Here is a 24,308-nt window from a genome sequence, read left to right as displayed (position 1 = left end):
CGAGGTTAGTCATCGCGCGAGCAGTCCGCTGAGGGCGGCCACGGGGTCACGGTCGGCCGGGCCGGTGGGCCACCAGTCGTCGGTACCGGGCTCGGATTCGTACGGATACCAGCGGTGGTCGTGGCCGAAGCGGAGCTGGATGCCGCGGTCCGGGGCGCTGAGGTGGTTGTGGCGCGGGCGCAGGGACGGGAGATCCGCGGCGAGCAGAGCGCTGCGGGCCCGGTCGAAGTCGCCGGCCGGCGGGTTCCAGGTGGTGTCGAGGAGGGCGAGGCCTTCGGGTCCGCCCTGCCGCCAGGCGGCGACGGAGCGGGCCACGTCCGTGGCTGTACGGCCGGTGGCCGCGGCGAGGTCGCGGTAGAGAACGCGCGTGGTGGAGGTCAGGCCGGCGGTGGGGTGGGCGGTGGCCGCGAGACGGATGGCGTCCTCCCATGGGGGCAGCGACGGGAACGGGCTGTGGACGGCGGGGCGTTCACCGGCGGGGCCCGGGGGACCCGCGGCGGACACACAGGCGTGGGCACGGGCGGCGGCGTCGGCAGCGAGGAATTCGAGGGTGGCGGGGTCGAAGGGCAGACCGTCGCCGTCCGGCAGGGCCGGCGGGCGACCGGGCTGCGGGGGTGCCGGAAGCGCTTGCGGGAGCGGCGGGCGGGGACGGTCGGCGAGGGCCACCCTGGCCAGGACACCCCGCGCCGGGGACGCCGACCGTACGGCGCTGTCTCCGGGGGCAGCATCGCGGTCCTCCTCCGGGACCGCTCCGTTGGCGGCAGTTGGCGTCGTCTGGCCGGCCTCGGTCTCCTGGCCGTGCGGGGATGGCGGGGTGGCGGCGACGGAGTGGGCGCGGGCCTCATGGGCGGTGCGGGCGGCGTTGCGGCGGGAGAGGTCATCGAGGAGTTCGCGTTCGCCGCGGCCGCGCATCAGCAGCAGGACGAACGGGTCCGCGTCGAGGAGGCGGGCGACCTGGAAACAGAGCGCGGCGGCGTGCTTGCAGGGCCGGCCGTGGTCGGGGCACGAGCAGCGGGGCACGAGGTCGCCCGGCCCGGGGAGGAGGCCCGTGTCGCTGTCCGCCAGCGCCTGGGGCAGCTTCTTGGCCAGCAGGGCGGCCAGTTGGCCGGGCTCGGCGGCGATGGCGTCCAGGAGGGCGTCCCACTGCGGGTCGTTGAGGGTCCGGAGGCGGATGTCGGCGCTGTAGGGCCGCGGTCTGCTGCCGCGTACGGTGGCGATGATGCGGCCCGGGGTGACGTTGATGGTGTCGACGTGACCGTCACGGGCGTAGGTCCGGCCGCGGGCGAGCCGGGCGCTGTCGAGGGCGGTGGTCTCCAGGGCGTCCAGCCAGGCGCTGCCCCACCAGGATTCGGCGAAGAGGCCCCGGGCACCGGTCCGGGCCGGCAGGGGCGGGAAGGTGCGCGAGCGGTCCGCGCGGGCCGTGCGGTCCGCGGCGGCGGCGCGGGCGGAGGTGCGGCGGGGGTTCATCCGGGCCTCCTGAGGGAGACGAGGTCGGCCAGTTCGGCATCGGAGAGTTCGGTGAGCGCGGTTTCGCCACCGGAGAGCACCGCGTCGGCGAGCGCCCTTTTGGCGCTGAGGAGTTGGGCGATGTTGTCCTCGACCGTGCCCTCGGCGATCAGCCGGTGGACCTGGACGGGCTGGGTCTGGCCGATGCGGTACGCACGGTCGGTGGCCTGCTCCTCCACGGCCGGGTTCCACCAGCGGTCGTAGTGGATCACATGTCCGGCGCGGGTCAGGTTCAGGCCGGTGCCCGCCGCTTTGAGGGACAGCAGGAAGACCGGGGTGTGCCCGGACTGGAAACGGTCGACCATGCGCTCCCGTTCGGCGACGGGGGTGCCGCCGTGCAGGAGTTGCGCCGGGATGCCGCGGGTGGCCAGGTGCCGTTCGAGGAGCCGTGCCATGCCCACGTACTGGGTGAAGACCAGGGTGGCGCCGTCCTCGGCGAGGATGGTGTCCAGGAGTTCGTCGAGGAGTTCGAGCTTCCCGGAGCGGGCGGCGAGTCCGGGCGCGGCCTCTTTGAGGTACTGCGCGGGGTGGTTGCAGATCTGTTTGAGGGCGGTGAGCAGCTTCATCACCAGGCCGCGGCGGGCGATGCCCTCGGCGGTCTCGATGCGGGTGAGGGTCTCGCGGACGACGGCCTGGTAGAGCGCGGCCTGTTCGCGTCCCAGTGCCACCGGGTGGTCGGTCTCCGTCTTGGGCGGCAGCTCGGGCGCGATGCCCGGGTCGGACTTCTTGCGGCGCAGGATGAACGGACGCACCAGCCTGGCCAGCCGCTCGGCCGCCGCCGGATCCTCGCCGCCCTCGACCTCCCGGGCGTGCAGGGCCCGGAACGTCTTGAGGGGGCCGAGGAGCCCGGGGGTCGTCCAGTCGAGGAGGGCCCACAGCTCGGAGAGGTTGTTCTCCACGGGTGTGCCCGAGAGGGCGATGCGGGCAGGGGCTTTGATGCTGCGCAGCGCCCTGGCCGTCGAGGAGTTCGGGTTCTTCACGTGCTGGGCCTCGTCCGCGACGACCCAGGCCCAGGACCGCCCGGCCAGTTGGGCGGCGCTGCTGCGCATCGTCCCGTAGGTCGTCAGCACGAAGCCGCCGTCCAGGCCGTCGAGGCTGCGGCCGGCACCGTGGAAGCGGCGTACGGGCGTACCGGGGGCGAAGCGCTCGATCTCGCGCTGCCAGTTGCCCAGCAGGGAGGCCGGGCAGACGACGAGGACCGGTGCGCTCGGCCGCCGGTGCAGGTGGAGGGCGATGACGGTGACGGTCTTGCCCAGGCCCATGTCGTCGGCGAGGCAGCCGCCGAGGCCGACGGAGATCATGGTGTCGAGCCAGGCCATGCCCCGTAGTTGGTAGTCACGGAGGGTGGCCCGCAGTCCGGGCGGCTGGGGCACGGGGCGAGCCTCGCCGGTGAGGCGGCCGCGCAGCGCGGCGAGGACGCCCTGGGGCACCACCTCGACCTCTTCGCCGTCCACCTCGGCGGTGCCGGTGAGCGTCGCGGCGAGTGCGTCGACGGGCTCCAGATAGCCCAGTTCGCGCTTACGGGCCTTGCGGACGAGCCCGGGGTCCACCAGGACCCACTGGTCGCGCAGCCGGACGACGGGGCGGTGCGCCTCGGCGAGGGCGTCCATTTCCGCCTCGGTCAGCGGCGCCCCGTCCATCGCCACCTGCCAGCGGAATTGCAGCAGCTCACCGGTGTCGAAGAAGCCGAAGCCGTCCGCGGCCGAGCCCGGCGACGGGCGCAGCACCGCCGCGGCGGTCAGGCCGCGGGCGATTTCCCTGGGCCAGTGGACGGCCACTCCGGCTGCGCCCAGACGCGGCGCGGCCTCCCCCAGCAGCTCGTACAACTCGTCCTCGCCGAGCGGCAGTACGTCGGGGACCGGCCGCTCCAGGAGGCGGGTGAGCGGAGCCCAGACGCGGGCGGCGCGGCGCAGAGCGAGGAGGGTGTCGACCCGGGAACGCGGCCCGAAATGGTCGGGGCCTTCGCCTTCCCACAGGTCACGGGCGTCGGCGACCAGAGTGGGATCGGTGAGGCTCTGCACCTGGAGGACGGCGGCGGCCGCACTGCGCTCCTCGGTGCCGCCCGCCCCGCTCTCCGGCGCCGTGTCGAAGAGCTTGTGCGGGGCGAGGTCGAGGCGCAGGGAGAGCCGCACGCCCGCGTCGGCACCGGCGGCGACCTCGGCGGCCCACTCCCGGGCACCGGGCAGCTGTTGGGGCGCGCTCGCGGCGTACGGGGCACCGGCCAGCAACTCGGCGGCGGGAGTACGGGGCAGCGCGTCGACGACCGCGTCCACATAGAGCCGTACGAGGACCGCGGGATCGGTCAGCTGAAGGGGACGGCTGCCGGGCACCGGCATGGCATGGGCCTCGGCGGGCATGGCGGCGGCGATGGCCCGGAGGTGCGCGATGTCCTCGGGGTCGAGCGGGCCGGCCCGCCAGGCATCGGCGTCCGCGAGGGTCAGGCCGGGCAGCAGCCGGCCGCGGGCGGCGAGGTGCAGCGCGTGCAGGGTGGCCGCTCCCCAACAGGCGGCGGCCGGGTGAGCCGTCGGGTCGTGCCGGGCACGGACCAGCAGGGGGACGGCCGCGGCCGGCGGAAGCAGGACGGTGGGGACCGTACGGCTGCGGGCGCCGTTCCCGTGGCGACGGGCGACGGTCAGCGTCCCCTGCTCGGCGGCGGCCTCCCCGTCCGGCGCCCCTGTTCCGTTGCTTCCTGCAGCAAGATCAGGGAGCGGGCCGCCATCAGGGCGCCACAGCGCGAGCCTCCCGGCGCGTGGCGGCTGCGCGGGCAGAAAGACCACGGCACAGCCGCCCAGGGCGGCACCGCCGCTCCCACCGCCTTCCCCTGCGCCCGCGGGCAGGGGCGCGGGCGGGCTGCCCGACGGCCGGTTCTCCCCCGCTGCCGCCTCCCACCGCCTCGCCATGCCATCCCTTACCGCTCGGTCGTTCCACCCCGGTCGCGGTGCCCTCCGCACCCGCCGCTCCCGCTCCGCTCCTACACTTCCGACCTGCGAGTCTACGGTCGTCCCCACTGCCCCTCCTGTGCCCCTCTCCCGCATCTGCGCAGCCCTCCGAAGGCGCCGACAAGGCCTCCACGGGGCGCCCTCCCGACCCAGCCCGCAGCGCCGCACGGTCCCGGCGCCGCGGCGGCGAGGACGAGCGCGAGGAGCCAGGGCGGAGGAACGCACCGGCTGCTGCCGTCATTCGTCCCCGGCGGTCGTGCCGCCCCGGCCCGCCGACGGTCTCCCGACCATCGCCCGCTGCCTGAGTCCGATGGAAGCAGACGGCACTGACAACGCCTTCGACCTGCGCTTTCCGCGCGCCCGGCCAGGGTTTTCCACAGCCCGGGAAAATTTCCTCGCCCGCACCGCGAAATCCGCTACGGTCAGTGACGTCATCACTCTCAGTGACCGATCGGTCGATATTGGTGAGGAGCCCCCATGCGCACCCCCACGCACGAACGAACCGCCGCGACAGAGGCCTTCCCGACCGGCTCACATCTCGTGATCCAGGCCGGCGCCGGCACCGGCAAGACGACGACCCTCGCCCTGCTCGCCCGCACCGCGCGGCGGCAAGGCCGGCGGGGCCGCTATCTCGCCTTCAACAGAGCTGTCGCGCGCCACGCCGCCCGGCCCTTCCCCACCGAGGTGACCTGCGGAACCGCCCATGCCCTCGCCTACACCGCCGTGGGCAGGGACTACCAAGCGCGCATGAACGCCCCTCGCCAGGCGGGGTGGCGCACGGGCGCGGCCCTGGGCATCGACAAGACGCTGTCTGTACGCCTCGGAGCCCGCAAGATCACCAACAGGGCCCTCTCCCACACGGTCCTGCGCACCGTCACCCGCTACTGCCAGTCAGCAGACACGGACATCGCGCCGCACCATGTCCCGCCCCTGCGCGGAGCCGAATCCGAGCCGCTGCAGACGCAACTCGCCGAACTCGCCCTCCCCTACGCGCGCAAGGCCTGGGCCGACCTGCAGCACCCCGACCACGGCGTGGTCCGCTTCGAGCACGACCACTACCTCAAGATGTGGGCGCTGCGCGCACCCGTCATCCCGGCGGACTTCCTGCTCCTGGACCAGGCGCAGGACACCAACCCCGTGGTCGAGCAGGTCGTCACGGCCCAGCGCGACCATGCTCAGCTGGTGCTGGTCGGGGACTCCGCCCAGGCCATCTACGGCTGGCGCGGCGCCCGGGACGTGATGACCGGATTCGACGGCAGACAGCTCAGCCTCTCCCGCTCATTCCGCTTCGGCCCGCCCCTCGCCGCCGAGGCCAACCGCTGGCTCACGATCATCGGCGCACCGATCCGGCTCACCGGTTCCCCCGGCCTGGAGACGGAGTTGGGCACGGCCCGAGCGCCGGACGCGATCCTGTGCCGGACCAATGTGGGAGCGATGGTGGAGGTGATACGGCAGCTGGAGCTGGGCCGCCGGGTCGCGCTGGCCGGCGGCGGCACGGCACTCAGCGCCCTGGCCCGCGCCGCCCTCACCCCCTTGAGTCGGGGCACCGTACGGCCCACCCCGAGCCGATACTCTTCGAGACCTGGGGCGAGCTGCGCGAGTACGCGGAATTCGACCCGGCGGGACGGGATCTACTGCCCCTGGTGGAGCTCGTCGACGAACACGGCACGGACGCCTTGCTGTGCGCCCTGGACCGGCTCTCCCCCGAGGACTCCGCCGAGGTGACGGTCGCCACCACCCATAGGGCCAAGGGCCGGGAGTGGGAGCGCGTGCGCATCGCGGACGATTTCACCGGCCCGGTGATCTCGACGAACGCGACGAGAACGGCACGCCGCTCCCCGGCCCGATCGACATCGACGAGGCACGCCTGGCCTACGTCGCCGTGACCCGCGCCCGGTCACTGCTCGACATCGGCGGGCTCTCATGGCTCAACAGCCACCCCGCCGGCGACCCGCATCCGGCCACGGAGGAACCCGAGGAGCAGCCCAGGAAGCAGCAGGTGAAATGTGTGGAAAGAGGTGCCGGGGACAGGTGACTGGCTCGTCGATCGGGAGGATCCTTGGAGGTGGGAGATGGGTTCCGATGCGTACAGGAAATGAGCCGCTTCACGCACGCAGCCCGCTGAAGATCCGCTGTGGACTGGCGCTGTGGGGGTTGCTCTGGGCGATCGCCGGAGCCGTGGCTTTCAGCAATGCCGGGAGGCCGGAGTGGGCCGCCGCGTGCGCCGCACTGGCACTGGTGGCCGTCACGGACCTGATGATGGTGATCCGCCACATCCGCCAGGGAGCGCACTACCAACCCGGCAAGGACGTACCGCCCTACGCCCCTGACCGAGGCCGGAACGACGCCTTCGGCATACGCAACGGCACGGACCGGAGACGGGGCACCAGGCCGTAGGGCCTCGGCCGGGCGGTCCGGACATTCCACACCGCGCACCCCACCCACCGGACGACGGTGAGGCACGGAGCTGGTCAAGCGGCACGGACCCTGCGATCAGCAACGGGCTGGGCGGGGCACGCACCGCGCGAGAGGCACGTGGCAACCCAGGGGCAACGAACGGGGCGCGCACCCGCCGCGGGAGAACGCCGCCCCGTGGAGGCACCCGTCACAGGCACAGCACAGCACGGCACGGCACGGCACGGCACGGCACGGCACGGCACGGCACCTGGAGCGTTCACGCGACCAGCGTTCCTGGGCAGCGACGTTCACGCGGAACGGCCACGGCGTCGGCTACTCCGGATCGCGGTGCGGGTCTTCGGGGGCACGCTCGCCGTCGCCGGTATCGCGTGCGAAGCGGGCGGCTTCGATGAACTCCGGGCGTGGATCGAGAGCTGCGGCCAGTCGGAAGTGGCGCAGCGCCTCCTCGGACCGGTCGGCGCGTTCCAAGGTGCGGCCGAGCGCGAAGTGCGCGAAAGCATTGTCCGGTTCACGTTCCAGCACGATCTGGAACTCAAGTTCCGCAGGACGCAGTTGAGCGGAAAGAAAGAAGGCACGGGCGCGCAACAGCCGGGCCGCGGTGTTCTCGGGATGCGCGCTGATGACCGAGTCCAGCAGCCGGATCGCACCGCGTGGGTCGCGGGCCGCCAGCAGCTGCTCCGCGGCGCGGAAGTCGATGACATGCGTCTCGGGGCTGGTCTCGGGCACGGTCTGCTCCTCTCCGTCGCCGTCGGGAGATCCAACTGCTACGGACCGTACGGCGTTGCCTGCGGCACAACACTCCCGTCGGTCCCGGCATTCCCCCGCCGGCCCGGACTCAACCGGTCCAACCTTCACCCCGGCAGGAGGTCGTCACCACGTGCCGGGGAGGAACACCGACGAGGGCCACGAATCAGACGGAGGGAGGCAGAGGGGGACGGCGCGAGGAGGAAGGAGGAGGGAGAGGGCGGAGGAGGGAGAGGCGGCGGTGGGTGGGAGGGGAGGGGGAGGGCCCAGAGCCCGGCCAACTCTCGGGGCAGGCCCCAGAGCCAGGTCCGCCCCGAGCCCAGCCCCAACCCGTGCCACCTCACCAGCCAACTCTCCCGGCCGACCGACCGCCCCCGCTCCCGCTCCCGCCCTCCACCAGCTCCCGCCGCCGCCCTGCTTTTCCGGCGCCCTCGTCCTGGGGCCCTATCCGGGCGCTCTGTCCGGGCGCTCTGTCCCCTACAAGCTGATGTGGTACGCCTTGCGCAGCGTCTCGTGGACGGTCCAGCGGGTGCGGTCGCCCTCGCGCAGGATGCACGCGTCGCCGGGGCCGACCTCCAGGACCTGGCCGCCCTCGACCTCGATGGTGGCGCGCCCGCTGACGACCACGAACAACTCGTTGGCCTCGGTGTCCGTCACCACCCCCGGGGTGATCTGCCAGATTCCGCGGATCTGCCGACGGTCGGGGGCCTCCCACAGCACCTTGCCCGTCACCACCGGCTCGCCGGAGACGATCTGGGAGGGGTCCAGGGGCTCCGGCTCCAGTTCGTCGTCCGCGATGCCGGGGATGTTGACCACGAACGAGGCCGGCGCCGAGCTGTCGGCGGAGGGGGACTCGGCGCCGGTGGGGGAGCCGGGCTCCGCGGTGGGGGCGGGCTCGATGTCAGGGGTATTGGCGTCAAGGCCGGAAGCAGCAGTCATGGCGGCGAGGGTATCGTCCGGCCTCAGGCGGCCCGTAGGCGCTCCCATACGGCGCGGACCTGGGGTTCCAGCGCCTCCAGCGGTCCGTCGTTGTCGATGACGAGATCCGCGACCGCCAGCCGCTCGTCGCGGGTCGCCTGGGCCGCCATCCGGGACTTCGCCTCGTCCTCCGCCATGCCGCGCAGGCGCACCAGACGGTCCAGCTGGGTCCGTGGTGCGGCATCGACGACCACCACGAGGTCGTACAACGGCGCCAAGCCGTTCTCCGTCAGCAGCGGTACGTCGTGTACCACCACCGCGTCCGGGCCTGCTGATGCTTCGAGTTCGGCGGACCGTGTCCCGACCAGTGGATGCACGATGGCGTTCAGCGCCTTGAGCTTCTCGGGGTCGGAGAAGACGATCCCGCCCAGCTTCGGCCGGTCCAGCGTGCCGTCCGCTGTGAGAACGTCGTCCCCGAACTCCTCAACCACCGCGGCCAGTCCGGGCGTACCCGGCTCGACGACCTCGCGTGCGATCTTGTCCGCGTCCACGATCACCGCGCCGTACGACGCCAGCAATCGCGAAACCTCGCTCTTACCCGCGCCGATTCCGCCGGTCAGCCCCACCTTCACCATGCGCCCACGCTATACGGTGCACCGGGACGGCAGGAGACTCCGACGGGTTGAGACCCTGGCCGACCGGGACTCCGACCGCCTCAAACACCAGCCGTCTCAAGCCTCGCCTCATTCAAGGCCACCCGGCGCGGACGCCGCCCGACTCGTTCCGGGCCAGGCCAAGCCCCGCCCGACACAGACTCCCTGCACCCAAGCACCCCGCCCCAGCCCCAGCCCCCGGGCGGCTCACGCTCCCGCCCCGGCCCATGCCCGTCCCCAGGCAACCCCAGCCCGGCTCAACAACCAGCCCGGCCCAACAACAAGGCCGGCTCAACAACAAGGCCGGCTCACACCCCGCCCCCGCCGCCATCCCCCTCACGCTCCGCCAGGAAGCGTTCGAATTCGCGGCCGAGTTCATCGGCGGACGGGAGTTCTGCCGGTTCGGCGACCAGGTTTCCTCGGCTCTCCGCGCCGGCCACCGCGTCGTACTGGTGCTCCAGCCCGCTGACCAGGGCGACCAACTCCTCGTCGCCCTCCGAGATCTGTCGCTCGATCTCCTCCTGCGTCCGCAGCGCCTCCGTACGCAGGGAATGGGCGGCGCCCGGCAGCACCAGGCCGGTCGCGGCCGTCACCGCCTCCAGAGCGGTCAACGCGGCATCCGGGTACGCGGACCGGGCGATGTAGTGCGGTACGTGCGCCGCCACGCCCAGGACATCGTGTCCCGCTTCCGCCAGCCGGAATTCGATCAGGGCCTCCGCGCTGCCGGGCACCTGCGCCTCGTCGAAGAAGCCGCCGTGGCCCGGCATCAGGTCGGTGCGGTTGCCGTGCGGGGTGAGGCCTACGGGGCGGGTGTGCGGAACGCCCATGGGGATGCCGTGGAAGTTCACCGAGAGGCGCACGCCCAGCCTCTCCACGATCTCCTGCACGGCGCCCGCGAAACGCTCCCACTCGACGTCCGGTTCCGGGCCGGACAACAGCAGGAACGGCGCGTCGGTGGTGTCCCGTACGAGCCTCAGCTCGATGCTCGGGGTCTCGTAGGCCGTCCAGCGGCTGCGCTCGAAGGTGAGCAGGGGGCGGCGGGCGCGGTAGTCGACGAGGCGGTCGTGGTCGAAACGGGCGACGACCTCGCTGGGCAGGCCGTCCTGCAGCCGCTGCACGATCTGGTCGCCGGTCTCGCCGGCGTCGATGTACCCGTCGAAGTGGTACAGCAGCACCAGTCCGGCGGAGTCCCTGGAGGCGAGCGCCTCGACTTCCGCGAGCCCGCTCGGCTCCCATTCGTACAAACTCTGGGGATCCAACACAGTGACCGCTCCTTCTCGTTCTCATGAGCGGCAACGCACAGCCCGGCGCAGTCATTCCCGGCAACGGAGATGGCCCCGACACCGGCGTGCGCGCCACCCACCCCGCACCAGGGGCCGCCCCCACCGCGCTCCCCCGCTCCCGGAAGCGTCATCTCATCAACTCACCAGCAAGGAGGGGGAGTTCGCGCGTCCGCTCCTGAACCGTTCCTCAGGCCCCAAGCCTTGACGCATTCCCGCCCGGCGGCTCCCCCACCCCGACACGTCAGTCCCGCGCCCCAGAGCGCACCGCCCCACCGCACACGTCAGCCCCTCACCCCCATCACCCCGCCCCCGCTCCCCCAAACGCGACGAAGGCCCGCTCCCTCAAGGGGAACGGGCCTTCGCCTATCGGCTAGTGCCTAGCAGCGGCGGGCCGCTGCCTGTCGGCGCGAGCTCAGCTCTGGCCGCCGGCCAGCTTCTCGCGGAGCGCGGCAAGCGCCTCGTCCGACGCCAGGGCGCCGGAGTTGTCCGCCGACTCCGAGGAGTAGGAGCCGCCGCCGGCGTTGCCGCCGCCGGCCTGGCCGCCACCCTGCGCCGCCGGCGCCGCAGCACCCTCGGCCGCAGCCTGCTCGTCGGCCTCGCGGGACTTGATGACCTGGGCCTGGTGCTGCTCGAAGCGCTGCTGCGCCTCGGCGTACTGGTTCTCCCAGGCCTCGCGCTGAGCCTCGTAGCCCTCGAGCCAGTCGTTGGTCTCGGGGTCGAAGCCCTCGGGGTAGATGTAGTTGCCCTGGTCGTCGTAGGACGCGGCCATGCCGTACAGGGTCGGGTCGAACTCGACCGCCGACGGGTCGGCACCGAAGGACTCGTTGGCCTGCTTCAGCGAGAGGCTGATGCGGCGGCGCTCGAGGTCGATGTCGATGACCTTGACGAAGATCTCGTCGTTGACCTGGACGACCTGCTCCGGGATCTCCACGTGGCGCTCGGCCAGCTCGGAGATGTGGACCAGGCCCTCGATGCCCTCGTCGACGCGCACGAACGCACCGAAGGGAACGAGCTTGGTGACCTTACCCGGGACGACCTGACCGATCTGGTGGGTCCGGGCGAACTGCTGCCACGGGTCTTCCTGGGTCGCCTTGAGCGACAGGGAGACGCGCTCGCGGTCCATGTCGACGTCCAGGACCTCGACCGTGACCTCCTGGCCGACCTCGACGACCTCGGACGGGTGGTCGATGTGCTTCCAGGACAGCTCGGAGACGTGGACGAGACCGTCGACGCCGCCCAGGTCCACGAAGGCACCGAAGTTGACGATGGAGGAGACGACGCCGGAGCGCACCTGACCCTTCTGGAGGGTGGTGAGGAAGGTCTGACGGACCTCGCTCTGGGTCTGCTCCAGCCAGGCACGGCGGGACAGGACCACGTTGTTGCGGTTCTTGTCCAGCTCGATGATCTTGGCCTCGAGCTCCTTGCCCACGTAGGGCTGCAGGTCGCGGACGCGGCGCATCTCGACCAGGGAGGCCGGGAGGAAGCCACGGAGGCCGATGTCGAGGATGAGACCACCCTTGACGACCTCGATGACGGTACCGGTGACGATGCCGTCCTCTTCCTTGATCTTCTCGATGGTGCCCCAGGCGCGCTCGTACTGGGCACGCTTCTTCGAGAGGATCAGGCGGCCTTCCTTGTCCTCCTTCTGGAGGACCAGGGCCTCGATCTCGTCACCGACGGCGACGACCTCATTGGGGTCGACGTCGTGCTTGATCGAGAGCTCACGGCTCGGGATGACGCCTTCGGTCTTGTAACCGATGTCGAGCAGGACCTCGTCCCGGTCGACCTTCACGATGACGCCGTCGACGATGTCGCCGTCGTTGAAGTACTTGATCGTCTCGTCGATCGCGGCGAGGAAAGCTTCCTCGTTACCGATGTCGTTGACCGCAACCTGCGGGGTGGTGGCGGTGGTCTCGGTGCTGCTCGTCATGTGGGAAAGGGCTCCGGTACGGACATTGAAGTCGTAGGTACTGCTACGCCGAGAGCCCGTATCGCCTCTGCATAAGCCGGACAGTGTGAAGGGCGAATACGAGGGGCTCGCAAATGCAAAGCATCCGGAGCGACCCGAAACGCCTCAAACCGAGGGGACATACATACAGATGCGAGCGCGGCCTGCTCCGTCTGAGGCGCGCAAGCCCGCAGCGCAACTTGTAGCATACGGGGGCAGCCGGACCCGGTCAATGCGCGAACGCGCACACCGGGGGCGGAAAACCCCATAACCGGCACACGCGATGTTCCGCGAGGTCGAACGGCCTCACAGTCCCTGCAGCGACAAGCAGAGCAAAGACTACGACGACGGGCGCGATGAACCAAGACCACGAGCCCGAGGCGACCCGCCGTCACGCCTCGGACACCGAAAGCAGCCGGGCCAGCCGTGGGTGGTGGGACCGCAACGCGGACGAGTACCAGAGCGAGCACGGCGCGTTCCTGGGGGACGACCGGTTCATCTGGGGTCCCGAGGGGCTGGACGAGGCGGAGGCCGCGCTGCTCGGGCCGGCCGCCGAGCTGAAGGGACGGCGGATCCTGGAGATCGGGGCCGGCGCGGCGCAGTGTTCCCGCTGGCTGGCGGCGCAGGGCGCGCTCCCGGTGGCGCTGGACCTCTCCCACCGGCAGCTTCAGCACGCGCTGCGGATCTCCGGCGGCGCGGCGGACGACACCGTCGGGCTGGTGGAGGCGGATGCCGGGGCGCTGCCGTTCCGGGACGACAGCTTCGATCTCGCGTGCTCCGCTTATGGCGCGCTGCCGTTCGTCGCCGATCCGGTGCGGGTGCTGCGTGAGGTGCGGCGGGTGCTGCGGCCGGGGGGCCGGTTCGTCTTCTCCGTCTCGCACCCGGTCCGGTGGGCGTTTCCCGACGAGCCGGGGCCCGAGGGGCTGTCGGTGGCGTCCTCCTATTTCGACCGCACGCCGTATGTGGAACAGGACGAGTCCGGCCGGGCCGTGTATGTCGAGCACCACCGGACGCTGGGTGACCGGGTGCGGGACGTGGTGGCCGCCGGGTTCCGGCTGGAGGATCTCGTCGAACCGGAATGGCCCGGGTGGAACACCCAGGAGTGGGGCGGCTGGTCCCCGCTGCGCGGGCATCTGATCCCGGGGACGGCGATCTTCGTGTGTACGGCGGAGGATTAGGAGCTTCCTGCTGGCGCCGTGCCGGGGTGCGAGCCCGGGGCAGCGGGCCGGCGGGTGGGGCCGGGGCGGCAGACTGGGGGCGTGATCCGCCGTGACGCCCTTGGCCAGCTGCCCGTCCGTACCGCTTTGCCCGCACTGCGCGCCGCCCTCGACGGGCCGGGGTGCGCGGTGCTGTGTGCGCCGCCGGGTACCGGCAAGACCACACTGGTGCCGCTGGATCTGGCGGGTCTGACGGGCGAGGGGCCGGTGCGGCGGGTGCTGGTCGCCGAGCCGCGCCGGATGGCGGCCCGTGCGGCCGCGCGGCGGATGGCCTGGCTGCTGGGCGAGGAGGTCGGCACGGGAGCCGCACCGGCGCGGGGCTGGGGTCCGGTGGGGTTCACGGTGCGGGGTGAGCGCCGGGCCGGGCCGCGTACCACCGTGGAGGTGGTGACCACCGGAGTGCTGCTGCAGCGGCTGCAGCGCGATCCGGAGCTGGCCGGGGTCGATGTGGTGGTGCTCGACGAGTGCCATGAGCGGCATCTGGACGCCGATACCGCCGCGGCGTTCCTCTTGGACGTGCGGGAGACCCTGCGGCCCGAGCTGCGGCTGGTGGCGGCGTCCGCCACTACGGACGCGGAGGGGTGGGCGCGGCTGCTGGGCGGTGCGCAGGGGGCCGCGCCGGTGGTCGAGGCGTCGGGCGTGTCGCATCCCGTGGAGGTGGTGTGGGCGCCGCCGGAGCGGGCGGTGCGGCCGGCACACGGGACCCGGGTCGATCCGGCGCTGCTGACGCATGTGGCGGGGGTCGTGCGCCGGGCGCTGCGGGAGCGGCAGGGGGATGTGCTGTGTTTTCTGCCCGGTGTCGGGGAGATCGGGCGGGTCGCCGGGGAGCTGGCCGGGGTGGACGCCGAGGTGCTGGAGGTGCACGGGCGGGCGCCGGCCGAGGTACAGGACGCCGTGCTGGCGGGCGGGGACGGCGTACGGCGAGTGGTGCTGGCGACGTCGGTGGCGGAGTCGAGCCTGACCGTGCCGGGTGTGCGGGTGGTGGTGGACAGCGGGCTGGCGCGGGTGCCGCGGACGGATCATGCGCGCGGGCTCAGCGCGCTCACCACGGTGCGGGCGTCCCGGGCGGCGGCGCGGCAGCGGGCCGGCCGGGCGGGGCGGGAGGCTCCGGGTGCGGTGTACCGCTGCTGGCCGGAGGGGGAGCACGGGCGGCTGCCGGCTTTCCCCGATCCGGAGATCGAGGTCGCCGATCTGACGGCGTTCGCGCTGCAGGCGGCCTGTTGGGGCGATCCGGCGGCGGACGGTCTGGCGCTGCTCGACGCGCCGCCGGCCGGGGCGCTGGCCGCGGCGCGGGAGGTGCTGACGGCGATCGGCGCGGTGGACGGGGCCGGGCGGGCGACGGAGCGGGGTGTCCGGATGGCGCGGCTGGGACTGCATCCGCGGCTGGCGCGGGCGCTGCTGGACGGGGCGGCGGAGGTCGGGGTGCGGCGGGCGGCGGAGGTGGTCGCCCTGCTGAGCGAGGAGCCGCCGCGGGCCTATGGGGACGATCTGGCGGGCGCCTGGCGTACAGCGCGGCGGGGCGGCGATGCGTACGGGGCGAGGTGGCGGCGGGAGGTGCGGCGCCTGGTGTCAGCGGCCGGTCCGGACGCGGGCGCGGACGGTGGCCGTGGGGCCGGCGCGGCGCCGACCGATGATGCCGTGGCCGGTCTGGTGGCCGCGCTGGCGTTTCCGGAACGGGTGGCGCGGGCCCGTGGGGGCGGGAGTTTCCTGATGGCGTCCGGGACCGGGGCCGAGCTTGCGGGGGCGGGCAAGCGCGCCGGGTGGGGGCACCGGGCGGGCGCCGAGGGGGCCGGTTCGGGGTTGCGGGACGCGGAGTGGCTGGCGGTGGCGGTGGCGGACCGGCCGGTGGCGGCCGCTTCGGCGCGGGTGCTGCTCGCGGCGGTGATCGACGAGAGGACGGCCCGTGCGGCGGCGCCGGCGCTGTACGCGTCCGGTGAGGAGGTCGGCTGGTCGGACGGGGACGTGGTGGCCCGGCGGGTGACCCGGCTGGGGGCGATCGAGCTGGCGGCCCGGCCGCTGACGGCGCCCGACCCGGGGCTGCTGCGGGAGGCGGTGGTGTCGGGTCTGCGGCGGGAGGGGCCGGGTCTGCTGCGCTGGCCGGACGCCGCGGTGTCGTTGCGGCGGCGGATGGCGTTCGTCCACCGGGAGTTGGGGGCGCCCTGGCCGGATGTGTCGGATGCGGCGCTGCTGGAGTGCGTCGAGGAGTGGCTGGGGGTGGAGCTCGGACGGGCGCGGCGGCGGGCCGATCTGGAGCGGATCGACGCGGGGCAGGCGCTGTCCCGGCTGTTGCCGTGGGCGACCGGCGACGCGGCCCGCTTCGACGAGCTGGCGCCGGAGCGGATCGAGGTGCCGAGCGGTTCCCGGGTGCGGGTGGACTACGGCGGGGCGCAGCCGGTGCTGGCGGTCAAGTTGCAGGAGTTGTTCGGGTGGCAGGAGTCGCCGCGGGTGGCGGGCGGACGGGTGCCGGTGCTGGTGCATCTGCTCTCCCCCGCGGGGCGTCCGGCCGCCGTGACGGCCGATCTGGCCTCGTTCTGGCGGGACGGATACCGGTCCGTGCGCGCGGAGTTGCGCGGCCGCTATCCGAAGCATCCCTGGCCGGAGGACCCTTCGACGGCGGAGCCGACCCGGCACACGTCGGCGCGGCTGCGGCGGGGCTGAGCGGCGTCACGGGCCAGTGGCCGTGGCCTCTGCGGCGGCGGGGCGGCGGCCGCGGGCTTCGAGGTGCAGGCTCAGCGCGAGCAGTGCGGCGCCGAGGAGCAGGAATCCCCAGGGGAGGTAGCGGGTGAGCAGCAGGACGAGGGTGCGCTGTGAACTCACCAGGGCGACCGTGGAGTCGACGTAGTCCGCGCGCATCTTCACATGGCCGGCGAAGGCGGTGACCTTGCCGCCGCCGGGCAGCAGATCGCCGCCGCGCAGCTCCTCCTTGTGGATCTCCTGACCGTTGACCGGGGCACCGGTGACGGGGTCGACCCAGAACATCCGCTTGGTGGTGTACCAGCGGGTGGTGCCCATCTTCCGGACCGACTCCGGGGTGATGCCCTTGACCGGCATCTTCTTGGGGAGGGCGACCTTGGTCCAGGGGACGGTCTGCTCGAAGTAGTAGACCTCCAGACCGCGGAAGGTGCGGGTGCCCTTGTAGTGGATGGGGGCGGAGGTGCGGGTCTGGGCGTCGAAGTAGGTGTAGTCGCGCCGCTCGGTGAGGAACGGCCACTTGAACTCGATGCCCTCGCGGCGCACCGGGTCCCCGTCGACCATCTCCCCGGTGGCGTGCACGGGTTCCTGGGAGTGCGCGTCGAAGAGGTAGCGCTCGGGGATCGCGGAGACCATCTTGCCGTCGGGTCCGGCGACGTAGGACAGCGCGTCCCAGACGACGATGTCCCGGCCGGCGGACTTCTCGATCCGGTCGGAGGCCGCGACATCGCCCTTGAGGGTCTGCACGATGGTGACCTTGGGAACGCGCTCGGCCTTCATTGTTCCGTAGTTGAGGAGGGTGGCGGGCCGGGCCTCCAGGACCATGTCCTGGTACTGGCCGGGCGGGATCTTGGCGAGCCGGGGGAAGGCATACCACCGCATCAGCGGGGACAGCGCGGTGAAGAAGACGGCGCAGGCGAGCAGCACCAGGCTCGCGCGGCGGCGCATACCGCGGGCGGGCCGGCGTCGGCCGGGCCGCGGCGGGGTGGGCTCGGCAGGGCGCATGGCGGTCACGTCCCTCCGTCAGGGGTGCTTGGGGACGGTGGTCAGCAGCGGCTTGGGCGAGGTCGTGCCGCCGGGTGCGCCGGTCGCCGTGAGGGCGAGGACGAGGACGAACGCCGCGGCCAGTCCGACCGCTGCTGCTGTCAGGGCGCGCATGGCCGCCTCCCGGAGCTGATACGGCGTCAGGGCGGGGGCACCGTAGCAACGGGCGGCGGAGATGAGAACACGTTGCACCGCCGCCCTGCCCGGAACGGCGGGCAGGGCGGCGGAGACGGTCCGGGCACGGCGGCCGGCCCGGGGAGGGGAACCGGCCGCGCGGACGGGCCGGGTGGTGCGGTCAGGAAGCGGCCGGGGCGGCCACCTTCAGCTTGACGGTGAGTACGGCGCCGTCGGCGGTGGTCAGCCGGAGCAGGAAGGTCCCGGGGTGCGCGTCGGTGTAGATCTTCGGGAGTTTCAGCAGGCCTTCGGCGTTCGTGGTGAGCCCGGTGAGGGTGCGGACCGGCTTGTTCCTGGCGGCGCCGGTGGCCCCGGGGTTCTTGAAGTAGGGGCCCTTGTCGTTCTCCCGGGGGTTCTTCGGGTCATCGGTGACCATGGTGGCGGTGACCGGGACCCCGGCAGCGGCCTTGCCCTGGTAGGTCGCCTTGATCTCGACCGCGTCCTCGGCAAAGGCCTTTCCGGCGGTCGCGATCAGCTCCTTGTCGGAGGTGCGGGCGAGCGTGTCGGCCTTCGGGGCGGGCCTGGTCTTGACGGTGGCGGCGATGTCGGCGGCGGGCGCGGGGTGTCCGGCGGCGGTGACATGGATGCGGAAGGCGCCGGTCCGGTCGCCCGCGCGCAGGGTGGGGGCGGTGGCCAGGCCGTTCTTGTCCGTCTTGACGGTGACGGCGGTGACACCACCATCGAAGCGGGCGTCGGTGGCCGGGGGCAGGGTGAAGCGGACGCGGGCGCCGGCGACCGGCTTGCCCTCGGCGTCCTGGGCGCGGATCTGCGGCGGGGTGGCGAACTCGGCTCCCGCCGTGGCACTCAGGTCCTTGTCGCCGACCGGTACGAGGGCGGTGGGGTGCGCGGGCACGGTGGGTGGCTCGGGGGTGGGCTTCGGGGCGGGCGGCCTGCTGCCGCCCGGTGTGGGCTCGGTGCCGTCCGGGCGTCCCGGCCTGTCCGGGTCGTGCGGCCGGCCCTTGCCGGGCTCGTCTCCCTTGCCGGGCTTGTGGCCGGTCTCGGGCTCGTGCCCCTTGCCGGGCTTGCCGGTTCCGCCGGGGTGCGGGGTCTTGTCCGGGGTGCCGCCGGGGGCCTTGCCGTGGTGACGGCGGTCTTCGGAGCGGGCCCCGTTGGTGTCGCCGTGCCGGCCGCTGTCACGGTGGACCGGCAGCACGCCCCTGCCGTCCGGCACCTCATGGGCGCCGTTGCGGTAGAAGGCGAACCAGGACAGCACCGTGCGCAGATACTCCTCGGAGTGGTTGTAGCCGAGGATCGCCCGGTCCAGGTCCTGCTGGACCGTCAGATCGCGGTCGCCGGCGCAGAGGTAGCGGCCCGCGGCGAGCGCCGAGTCGAAGACGTTGTGCGGATCCTTCTTGCCGTCACCGTTGCCGTCGGCGCCCCAGCCGGTGCCGTCGGGGCCGCCGCCGGACCAGGTGGAGGGGATGAACTGCATCGGGCCCACGGCACGGTCGTGGGTGCGGTCGCCGTCCAGGCGGCCCTGATCGGTGTCGGTGATCCGCGCGAAGCCGTTGCCGTTGAGCTGCGGGCCGACTATCGGCTGGAGGGTGGTGCCTTCGGCGTCCACCGCGCCGCCGCGCGCCTGGCCGGACTCGACCTTGCCGATCCCGGCGAGCAGCTGCCAGGGCAGCCGGCAGCCCGGTTCGGAGGAGCCGAGTGTGGACGCGGCCTTCTTGTACGCGGCCAGGACGGTGGCGGGCAGACCGGCCTCGGCGTGTCCCGTACCGGTGGCCGGGCCCTTGCCGCCGTGGTGCGAACCGTGCGGTGGCACCGGGCTCTTGAGGGGCGGCAGGTCGGTGAAGTATCCGGAACCGCCGTCGATCGGGACGTCAGTGGGTGGCGGGGCCGGCTGCCGCCTGGCGTCCGCGGCGCCGGTGGCCCCCGGCGCCTGAGAGGCGGTCAGCGCGGCAAGCACCAGGGCCGCCACGGCCGTCGAGGCCGCTCCCCTTTGGAGCCGCCGTCGGAAAGTGGCTGCCATACGTGGTTCCCCTCCGCATTGCCGTACCGCGCTCCTGACGCGGTATCGCGCTCCCCCAGCGCTCCAACTCAGGCGAGACTACGACAACTCGGGCCCGGCATCTACCACCCACATCGCACATAATGAACCGAAACGATCAAGGAGAGGCATATGCCGTTCACGCTCAGCCATGCCGCCGCGGTGCTCCCGGCGATACGGCGGACCGGTGCGGCCCGGGGCCCGCTGGTCGCCTCGGCGCTCGTGGCGGGTTCGTTCGCACCCGATATGACGTACTACGCGGACAGTCTGGTTCCCGGCGGTATGGCCTTCGGCGCGGTGACCCACACGCCGGCCGGGGTGCTGACGGTGGATGTGCTGGTCACGGCGGTGCTCGTCGGTGGCTGGCTGCTGGTGCGCGAGCCGCTGACCGCGCTGCTGCCCCGGGCGTGGCAGGGCCCGGTCCACCGCTTCCTGCGGGGCCGGTCCCGGCGGCCCCGTGGGCCCCGTGAACTCGCCGACCTGGTGGGCTGGTTCGTGGTCTCGGCGGTCATCGGGGCGACGACCCACGTGGTCTGGGACGCCTTCACCCACCCGGGCCGCTGGGGCACCCGGCTGGTTCCCGGCCTGGACGGGGTGGTGGGCGGACTGCCCGTCAGTACGTATCTGCAGTACGGCACCTCGGCGCTCGCAGCGGCGGGAATGGCCGTGTTCCTGTGGCCGGCCCTCCGGGGGCGGGGTGGCGGCGCGGCTGCGGGCGGGGCGTCCACGGCCTCCGGGGCCGCGGCCGTGGTCCCGGTGCTGAGCGTACGGCTGCGGCTGCTGCTGACCGCCGCGCTCGTGCTGTGGACGGCGGCCGGCGCCGTGCACCGGGTCCTGCGGGCGCACGCGATGTACGGGCCGACGGCGAGCGCGCTGGACCATCTCCCGACCGCGCTCTTCGGCGCCGGGGCCGGCCTCGTCCTCGGGCTGCTGGCCCACGCGGTGGCCGTACGGCTGCTGCACCGCCGCGCACTCCGCACCCGGGCGGCCGGCGCCACGGACCGGCCGCCGGGGCCCGCGCCGCGGACCGTGCCCCGGCCGGTGGCACGCTCGGGCGCCGCAGCCGCAGCCGCAGCCGCACCGCAGAAGACCCCGTCGAGCCCCGAATGACCGCACCCGAGGGGCTTGTTGCGCGCCTGCGCTTCCCGTCGGGCTATTCGACGAGCGCCGGGCCGGCCGCCGGTGCCGGGGCCGGGGCGGCGCGGGGGGCGGTCCGCAGCAGGAAGGCGCCGCACACGAATCCGATGGCGGCCGCCAGCAGATGGCCGACGGTGGTGAAGTCGGGGAGCACCCCGCTCCAGTCGCCGCCGAGCACCGGCCAGGCGACGACACCCGCCGCCGCGAACCACCGCCCCCGGCGCAGCAGCAGCGCCCCCGTGGCGAGCACCGCCTCGGCCCCGTAACTGATGCCGAAGTCGGGGGCGTGCCGGACGCTCTCCGGATACCAGCCGTGGGCCAGGGCGACCTGGATCAGCGGCACCGTGAGCAGCGTGGCGGCGAGATGCCCCAGGACGAAGATGCCGTAGGCGCGCCCCGGTCCGTACCGCCGCTCCAGCCACGCCAGGCATACGGCGACGCCGAGGCCGAGCGTGATCAGCGTGCCGACGAAGGCTTCCGAGGCGAGGTCGGTCAGGGTGCCGTCGAAGAACAGCATGCTGCCCGCCAGTACCCGGAGCGGGCGGTCGTGGAGATTGTCCAGATGGGTGCTGACGCCGAGCAGCAGCCGCTGCGCCTCCGCGGTGGACAGCACCGCGGTGCACCACAGATGGGTGGCCAGCAGGAGGACGGTATAGCCGGCCGTGACCGGGCTGCGGGAGAGACAGGTGCCCAGGGCGCGGGCGGCTTTGCGCATCACGGCGTGATCAAAGCAGAGCGCTTTCCCGCCGAACAAGATCCATGACGCACCGGGCGACAACCGGCTTCCGGCCGCCGTCGAGCAGGGCGGAGCCGTCCCCAACCCGGCGCGGTGCGGGCCGGGTTGGGGCGGCGCGGCCGGTGGTGGCGCGGGCCGCCCCGCACCACCACCGGTCCGTTTCGGCTCAGTGCGCCGCGGACTCCCAGTCCTTGCCGGAGCCGACCGAGACGTCCAGCGGGGCGCTCAGTGCGACGGCGGCGGCCATTTCGCGGCGGACCAGCTCCTCGACCGCGGTCCGTTCGCCCGGGGCCACCTCGACCACGATTTCGTCGTGGACCTGGAGCAGCAGCCGGGACTCCAGCTCCGCGGCCTGCAGCGCCGCGTCCACCCGCAGCATCGCGATCTTGACGATATCGGCGGCGGTGCCCTGGATCGGGGCGTTCAGCGCCATCCGCTCGGCCATTTCGCGGCGCTGGCGGTTGTCGCTGTTGAGGTCGGGGAGGTAGCGGCGGCGGCCGAGCATCGTCTCCGTGTAGCCGGTGGCGCGGGCCTCCTCCACGACGCGCTGGAGGTAGTCGCGCACTCCGCCGAACCGCTCGAAGAAGTTGTCCATCAGCTTGCGGGCCTCATCGGGCTGGATGCCCAGCTGCTGGGAGAGGCCGAAGGCCGACAGGCCGTACGCCAGGCCGTAGGACATCGCCTTGATCTTGCGGCGCATCTCCGGGTCGACCTGGGTCTTGTCGACCGAGAAGACATGCGAGGCGACGGTGGTGTGCAGGTCCTCGCCGGAGGTGAACGCCTCGATCAGGCCCTCGTCCTCGGAGAGATGAGCCATCACCCGCAGCTCGATCTGGCTGTAGTCGGCGGTCAGCAGCGACTCGAAGCCCTCGCCGACGACGAAGCCGCGGCGGATCGCCCGGCCCTCGTCCGTGCGCACCGGGATGTTCTGGAGGTTGGGGTCCGTGGAGGACAGCCGGCCGGTGGCCGCCACGGTCTGGTTGAAGGTGGTGTGGATCCGGCCGTCGGCGGCGATGGTCTTGATCAGGCCCTCGACCGTCGTGCGCAGCTTGGCCTGCTCACGGTGCCGGAGCATGATCACCGGGAGCTCGTTGTCGGTCTGGGCCGCGAGCCAGGCCAGCGCGTCGGCGTCGGTGGTGTAGCCGGTCTTGGTCTTCTTGGTCTTGGGCAGGCCCAGTTCACCGAAGAGGACCTCCTGGAGCTGCTTGGGCGAGCCGAGGTTGAACTCATGACCCGCGGCGGCGTGCGCCTCCTTGACGGCCTGCTGCACCGCACCGGCGAACTGCTGCTCCATCCGCTCCAGCCAGCCCCGGTCCGCGGCGATACCGGCCCGCTCCATCCGGGCCAGCAGCCGGCTCGTCGGCAGCTCGACATCGCGCAGCAGCTCGGCGGCGCCGACCTCCGCCAGCTTCGCCTCGAACGCCGTGCCCAGGTCGAGGACCGTCCGGGCCTGGCCCATCAGGGCGTCCGCCTCGGCCTCCTCGTCCGCGCCGAACGCCAGCTGGCCGTCACCGGCCGCCGCCGGGGCGAGATCACGCCCCAGGTATTCGAGCGACAGGGCGTCCAGCGCGAAGGAGCGGCGGCCCGGCTTGACCAGATAGGCGGCCAGCGCGGTGTCCATGTGGACGCCGTCGATGCGCCAGCCGTGTTCGCCGAAGACCCGCATCAGGCCCTTGGCGTTGTGCATCACCTTGGGGCGGGCGGCGTCCGCGCTCCAGGCGGCGAAGGCCTGCTCGTCGGCCTCGTCGAGCTGCGACGGGTCGAACCAGGCGGCCGGGCCGTCGGGGGCGGCCAGCGCCACCTCGGCGACGCTTCCGCTGCCCAGCGTCCATACGTCGACGGTGGACACACCCAGCGGCCCCGTGCCGTGCTCGGCCAGCCACGGAGCGAGTTCTCCGCTGCCGATGACCGTGCCGTCCACCTCGACGCCGGCGGCCGGCACGGCCTGCTCGGCGGCCTCCTCGGCGCCCGGGTCGACGGCGTGCAGCCGGTCGCGCAGGCCCTGGTTGCGGATCTCCAGGGCGTTGAGGAAGACCGTGAGCGCCTCGCGGTCGTACGCCTCGCGGGTCAGCTCCGCCGGGCCGCACGGCAGCTCGACGTCGCGCACCATCTCCGTCAGCCGGCGGTTGAGCTTCACCGCCTCCAGGTGCTCGCGGAGGTTGGCGCCCGCCTTGCCCTTGACCTCGTCGGCGCGCTCCACCAACTCGGCGAACGAACCGAACTGGTTGATCCACTTCGTGGCGGTCTTCTCGCCGACGCCCGGGATGCCGGGGAGGTTGTCGGACGGGTCGCCGCGCAGCGCGGCGAAGTCCGGGTACTGGGCGGGGGTCAGGCCGTACTTCTCGAAGACCTTCTCCGGGGTGAAGCGGGTCAGCTCGGAGACGCCCTTGGTGGGGTAGAGGACCGTGACGTCGTCGGAGACCAGCTGGAAGGAGTCGCGGTCGCCGGTGACGATCGAGACCTCGAAGCCCTGCGCGGTGGCCTGCTCGGTGAGCGTGGCGATGACGTCGTCGGCCTCGAAGCCCTCGACCGCGAACCGCTTGACCTGCATCGCGTCGAGCAGCTCGCCGATCAGCTCGACCTGGCCCTTGAACTCGTCGGGCGTCTTGGAGCGGTTCGCCTTGTAGTCGGCGAACTCCTCGGACCGCCAGGTCTTGCGGGAGACGTCGAACGCCACCGCGAAATGCGTGGGTGCCTCGTCACGCAGGGTGTTCGCGAGCATCGACGCGAAGCCGTAGATCGCATTGGTGGGTTGTCCCGTGACGGTCGTGAAATTCTCCACGGGCAGGGCGAAGAACGCCCGGTATGCCATGGAATGCCCGTCCATCAGGAGCAGGCGGGGACGGCCGCCCGCCGCCGCTTCGGTCCCGGTCGCTTCGCTCTTCTTCGCTGCCTTTGCTGCCACGC

At 72.8% G+C, this 24,308-nt stretch carries 16 protein-coding genes and 1 pseudogene; 5 read left to right on the top strand and 12 right to left on the bottom strand.

Translation table 11 applies throughout. The features are described 5' to 3' along the window. Positions 1-9: 9 nt before the first annotated feature. Together ACFW5B_RS15565 and ACFW5B_RS15560 are read right to left on the bottom strand one after the other, a co-directional pair. Positions 10-1,467: an SWIM zinc finger family protein gene (locus ACFW5B_RS15565; protein WP_386439074.1), complete on the bottom strand. Its 1,458-nt coding sequence runs from the start codon at positions 1,465-1,467 to the stop codon at positions 10-12. Continuing rightward, positions 1,464-4,406 carry a DEAD/DEAH box helicase gene (locus ACFW5B_RS15560; RefSeq protein ID WP_386439072.1) on the bottom strand — a complete coding sequence of 981 codons (2,943 nt, stop codon included), beginning with the start codon at positions 4,404-4,406 and terminating at the stop codon, positions 1,464-1,466. The genes ACFW5B_RS15565 and ACFW5B_RS15560 overlap by 4 nt, the downstream gene beginning before the upstream one ends. A 516-nt stretch (positions 4,407-4,922) precedes the next feature. On the opposite strand from ACFW5B_RS15560, the pseudogene ACFW5B_RS15555 reads away from it, so the two are divergent. Beyond that, a pseudogene (locus ACFW5B_RS15555) lies at positions 4,923-6,480 on the top strand (UvrD-helicase domain-containing protein). Between the two features lie 47 nt (positions 6,481-6,527). After that, positions 6,528-6,842, top strand: coding sequence for a DUF6343 family protein (locus ACFW5B_RS15550; protein WP_386439069.1), 315 nt, complete (start codon positions 6,528-6,530; stop codon positions 6,840-6,842). Between the two features lie 333 nt (positions 6,843-7,175). Here the strand turns inward: ACFW5B_RS15550 and ACFW5B_RS15545 are convergent, their stop codons facing one another. From ACFW5B_RS15545 to rpsA, 5 genes are all read right to left on the bottom strand, one after another. Further along, complete coding sequence (locus tag ACFW5B_RS15545; protein ID WP_386439066.1) at positions 7,176-7,589, bottom strand: tetratricopeptide repeat protein; 414 nt, start codon at positions 7,587-7,589, stop codon at positions 7,176-7,178. Positions 7,590-8,084: 495 nt separating this feature from the next. Beyond that, positions 8,085-8,546 carry a cupin domain-containing protein gene (locus ACFW5B_RS15540; protein WP_386439063.1) on the bottom strand — a complete coding sequence of 154 codons (462 nt, stop codon included), beginning with the start codon at positions 8,544-8,546 and terminating at the stop codon, positions 8,085-8,087. Between the two features lie 23 nt (positions 8,547-8,569). Next, entirely contained in the window at positions 8,570-9,160 is a 591-nt protein-coding gene (coaE, locus tag ACFW5B_RS15535; RefSeq protein ID WP_386439060.1) for a dephospho-CoA kinase, read from the bottom strand. Between the two features lie 326 nt (positions 9,161-9,486). After that, entirely contained in the window at positions 9,487-10,440 is a 954-nt protein-coding gene (locus ACFW5B_RS15530; protein WP_386439056.1) for a PAC2 family protein, read from the bottom strand. A 433-nt stretch (positions 10,441-10,873) separates the two neighbouring features. Beyond that, positions 10,874-12,391, bottom strand: a complete 1,518-nt coding sequence (rpsA, locus tag ACFW5B_RS15525) for a 30S ribosomal protein S1 (RefSeq protein WP_384437751.1) — start codon at positions 12,389-12,391, stop codon at positions 10,874-10,876. A 374-nt stretch (positions 12,392-12,765) separates the two neighbouring features. Between rpsA and ACFW5B_RS15520 the strand changes: the two genes are divergently transcribed. Beyond that, on the top strand, positions 12,766-13,587 hold the full coding sequence (locus tag ACFW5B_RS15520; protein ID WP_386439052.1) for a class I SAM-dependent methyltransferase: 822 nt from the start codon (positions 12,766-12,768) through the stop codon (positions 13,585-13,587). Between the two features lie 81 nt (positions 13,588-13,668). Continuing rightward, positions 13,669-16,284 carry an ATP-dependent helicase HrpB gene (hrpB, locus tag ACFW5B_RS15515; protein ID WP_386439049.1) on the top strand — a complete coding sequence of 872 codons (2,616 nt, stop codon included), beginning with the start codon at positions 13,669-13,671 and terminating at the stop codon, positions 16,282-16,284. 6 nt (positions 16,285-16,290) lie between these two features. Here hrpB and ACFW5B_RS15510 read toward each other — a convergent pair whose 3' ends face one another. The 3 genes from ACFW5B_RS15510 to ACFW5B_RS15500 all read right to left on the bottom strand — a co-directional run bounded on the left by ACFW5B_RS15510 (position 16,291) and on the right by ACFW5B_RS15500 (position 19,510). Further along, on the bottom strand, positions 16,291-17,265 hold the full coding sequence (locus ACFW5B_RS15510; RefSeq protein ID WP_386439127.1) for a DUF3068 domain-containing protein: 975 nt from the start codon (positions 17,263-17,265) through the stop codon (positions 16,291-16,293). A 75-nt stretch (positions 17,266-17,340) separates the two neighbouring features. Beyond that, positions 17,341-17,475, bottom strand: a complete 135-nt coding sequence (locus tag ACFW5B_RS15505; protein WP_386439125.1) for an SPW_0924 family protein — start codon at positions 17,473-17,475, stop codon at positions 17,341-17,343. 181 nt (positions 17,476-17,656) lie between these two features. After that, positions 17,657-19,510: a lytic transglycosylase gene (locus ACFW5B_RS15500; protein ID WP_386439046.1), complete on the bottom strand. Its 1,854-nt coding sequence runs from the start codon at positions 19,508-19,510 to the stop codon at positions 17,657-17,659. Between the two features lie 150 nt (positions 19,511-19,660). Between ACFW5B_RS15500 and ACFW5B_RS15495 the strand changes: the two genes are divergently transcribed. Continuing rightward, positions 19,661-20,638: a DUF4184 family protein gene (locus ACFW5B_RS15495; RefSeq protein ID WP_386439043.1), complete on the top strand. Its 978-nt coding sequence runs from the start codon at positions 19,661-19,663 to the stop codon at positions 20,636-20,638. 43 nt (positions 20,639-20,681) lie between these two features. Here the strand turns inward: ACFW5B_RS15495 and ACFW5B_RS15490 are convergent, their stop codons facing one another. Next, on the bottom strand, positions 20,682-21,380 hold the full coding sequence (locus ACFW5B_RS15490; RefSeq protein ID WP_386439124.1) for a rhomboid-like protein: 699 nt from the start codon (positions 21,378-21,380) through the stop codon (positions 20,682-20,684). 187 nt (positions 21,381-21,567) lie between these two features. Continuing rightward, positions 21,568-24,306: a DNA polymerase I gene (gene polA / locus ACFW5B_RS15485; RefSeq protein WP_386439041.1), complete on the bottom strand. Its 2,739-nt coding sequence runs from the start codon at positions 24,304-24,306 to the stop codon at positions 21,568-21,570. Positions 24,307-24,308: the final 2 nt, after the last annotated feature.

Origin of the sequence: Streptomyces sp. NPDC058773, assembly GCF_042746015.1 — a bacterium.
Taxonomy (GTDB): Bacteria; Actinomycetota; Actinomycetes; order Streptomycetales; family Streptomycetaceae; genus Streptomyces.
The sequence above is the reverse complement of the archived record's forward strand: the minus strand, read 5'-3'. Positions and strand labels throughout refer to the sequence as shown.

Bases quoted from the DNA above. Each gene is read 5' to 3' on its own strand.
- ACFW5B_RS15565 (WP_386439074.1), bottom strand. From the start codon at position 1,467: ATGAACCCCCGCCGCACCTCCGCCCGCGCCGCCGCCGCGGACCGCACG.
- ACFW5B_RS15560 (WP_386439072.1), bottom strand. From the start codon at position 4,406: ATGGCGAGGCGGTGGGAGGCGGCAGCGGGGGAGAACCGGCCGTCGGGC.
- ACFW5B_RS15550 (WP_386439069.1), top strand. From the start codon at position 6,528: ATGCGTACAGGAAATGAGCCGCTTCACGCACGCAGCCCGCTGAAGATC.
- ACFW5B_RS15540 (WP_386439063.1), bottom strand. From the start codon at position 8,546: ATGACTGCTGCTTCCGGCCTTGACGCCAATACCCCTGACATCGAGCCC.
- coaE (WP_386439060.1), bottom strand. From the start codon at position 9,160: ATGGTGAAGGTGGGGCTGACCGGCGGAATCGGCGCGGGTAAGAGCGAG.
- rpsA (WP_384437751.1), bottom strand. From the start codon at position 12,391: ATGACGAGCAGCACCGAGACCACCGCCACCACCCCGCAGGTTGCGGTC.
- ACFW5B_RS15520 (WP_386439052.1), top strand. From the start codon at position 12,766: ATGAACCAAGACCACGAGCCCGAGGCGACCCGCCGTCACGCCTCGGAC.
- ACFW5B_RS15510 (WP_386439127.1), bottom strand. From the start codon at position 17,265: ATGCGCCGCCGCGCGAGCCTGGTGCTGCTCGCCTGCGCCGTCTTCTTC.
- ACFW5B_RS15505 (WP_386439125.1), bottom strand. From the start codon at position 17,475: ATGCGCGCCCTGACAGCAGCAGCGGTCGGACTGGCCGCGGCGTTCGTC.
- ACFW5B_RS15500 (WP_386439046.1), bottom strand. From the start codon at position 19,510: ATGGCAGCCACTTTCCGACGGCGGCTCCAAAGGGGAGCGGCCTCGACG.
- ACFW5B_RS15495 (WP_386439043.1), top strand. From the start codon at position 19,661: ATGCCGTTCACGCTCAGCCATGCCGCCGCGGTGCTCCCGGCGATACGG.
- ACFW5B_RS15490 (WP_386439124.1), bottom strand. From the start codon at position 21,380: ATGCGCAAAGCCGCCCGCGCCCTGGGCACCTGTCTCTCCCGCAGCCCG.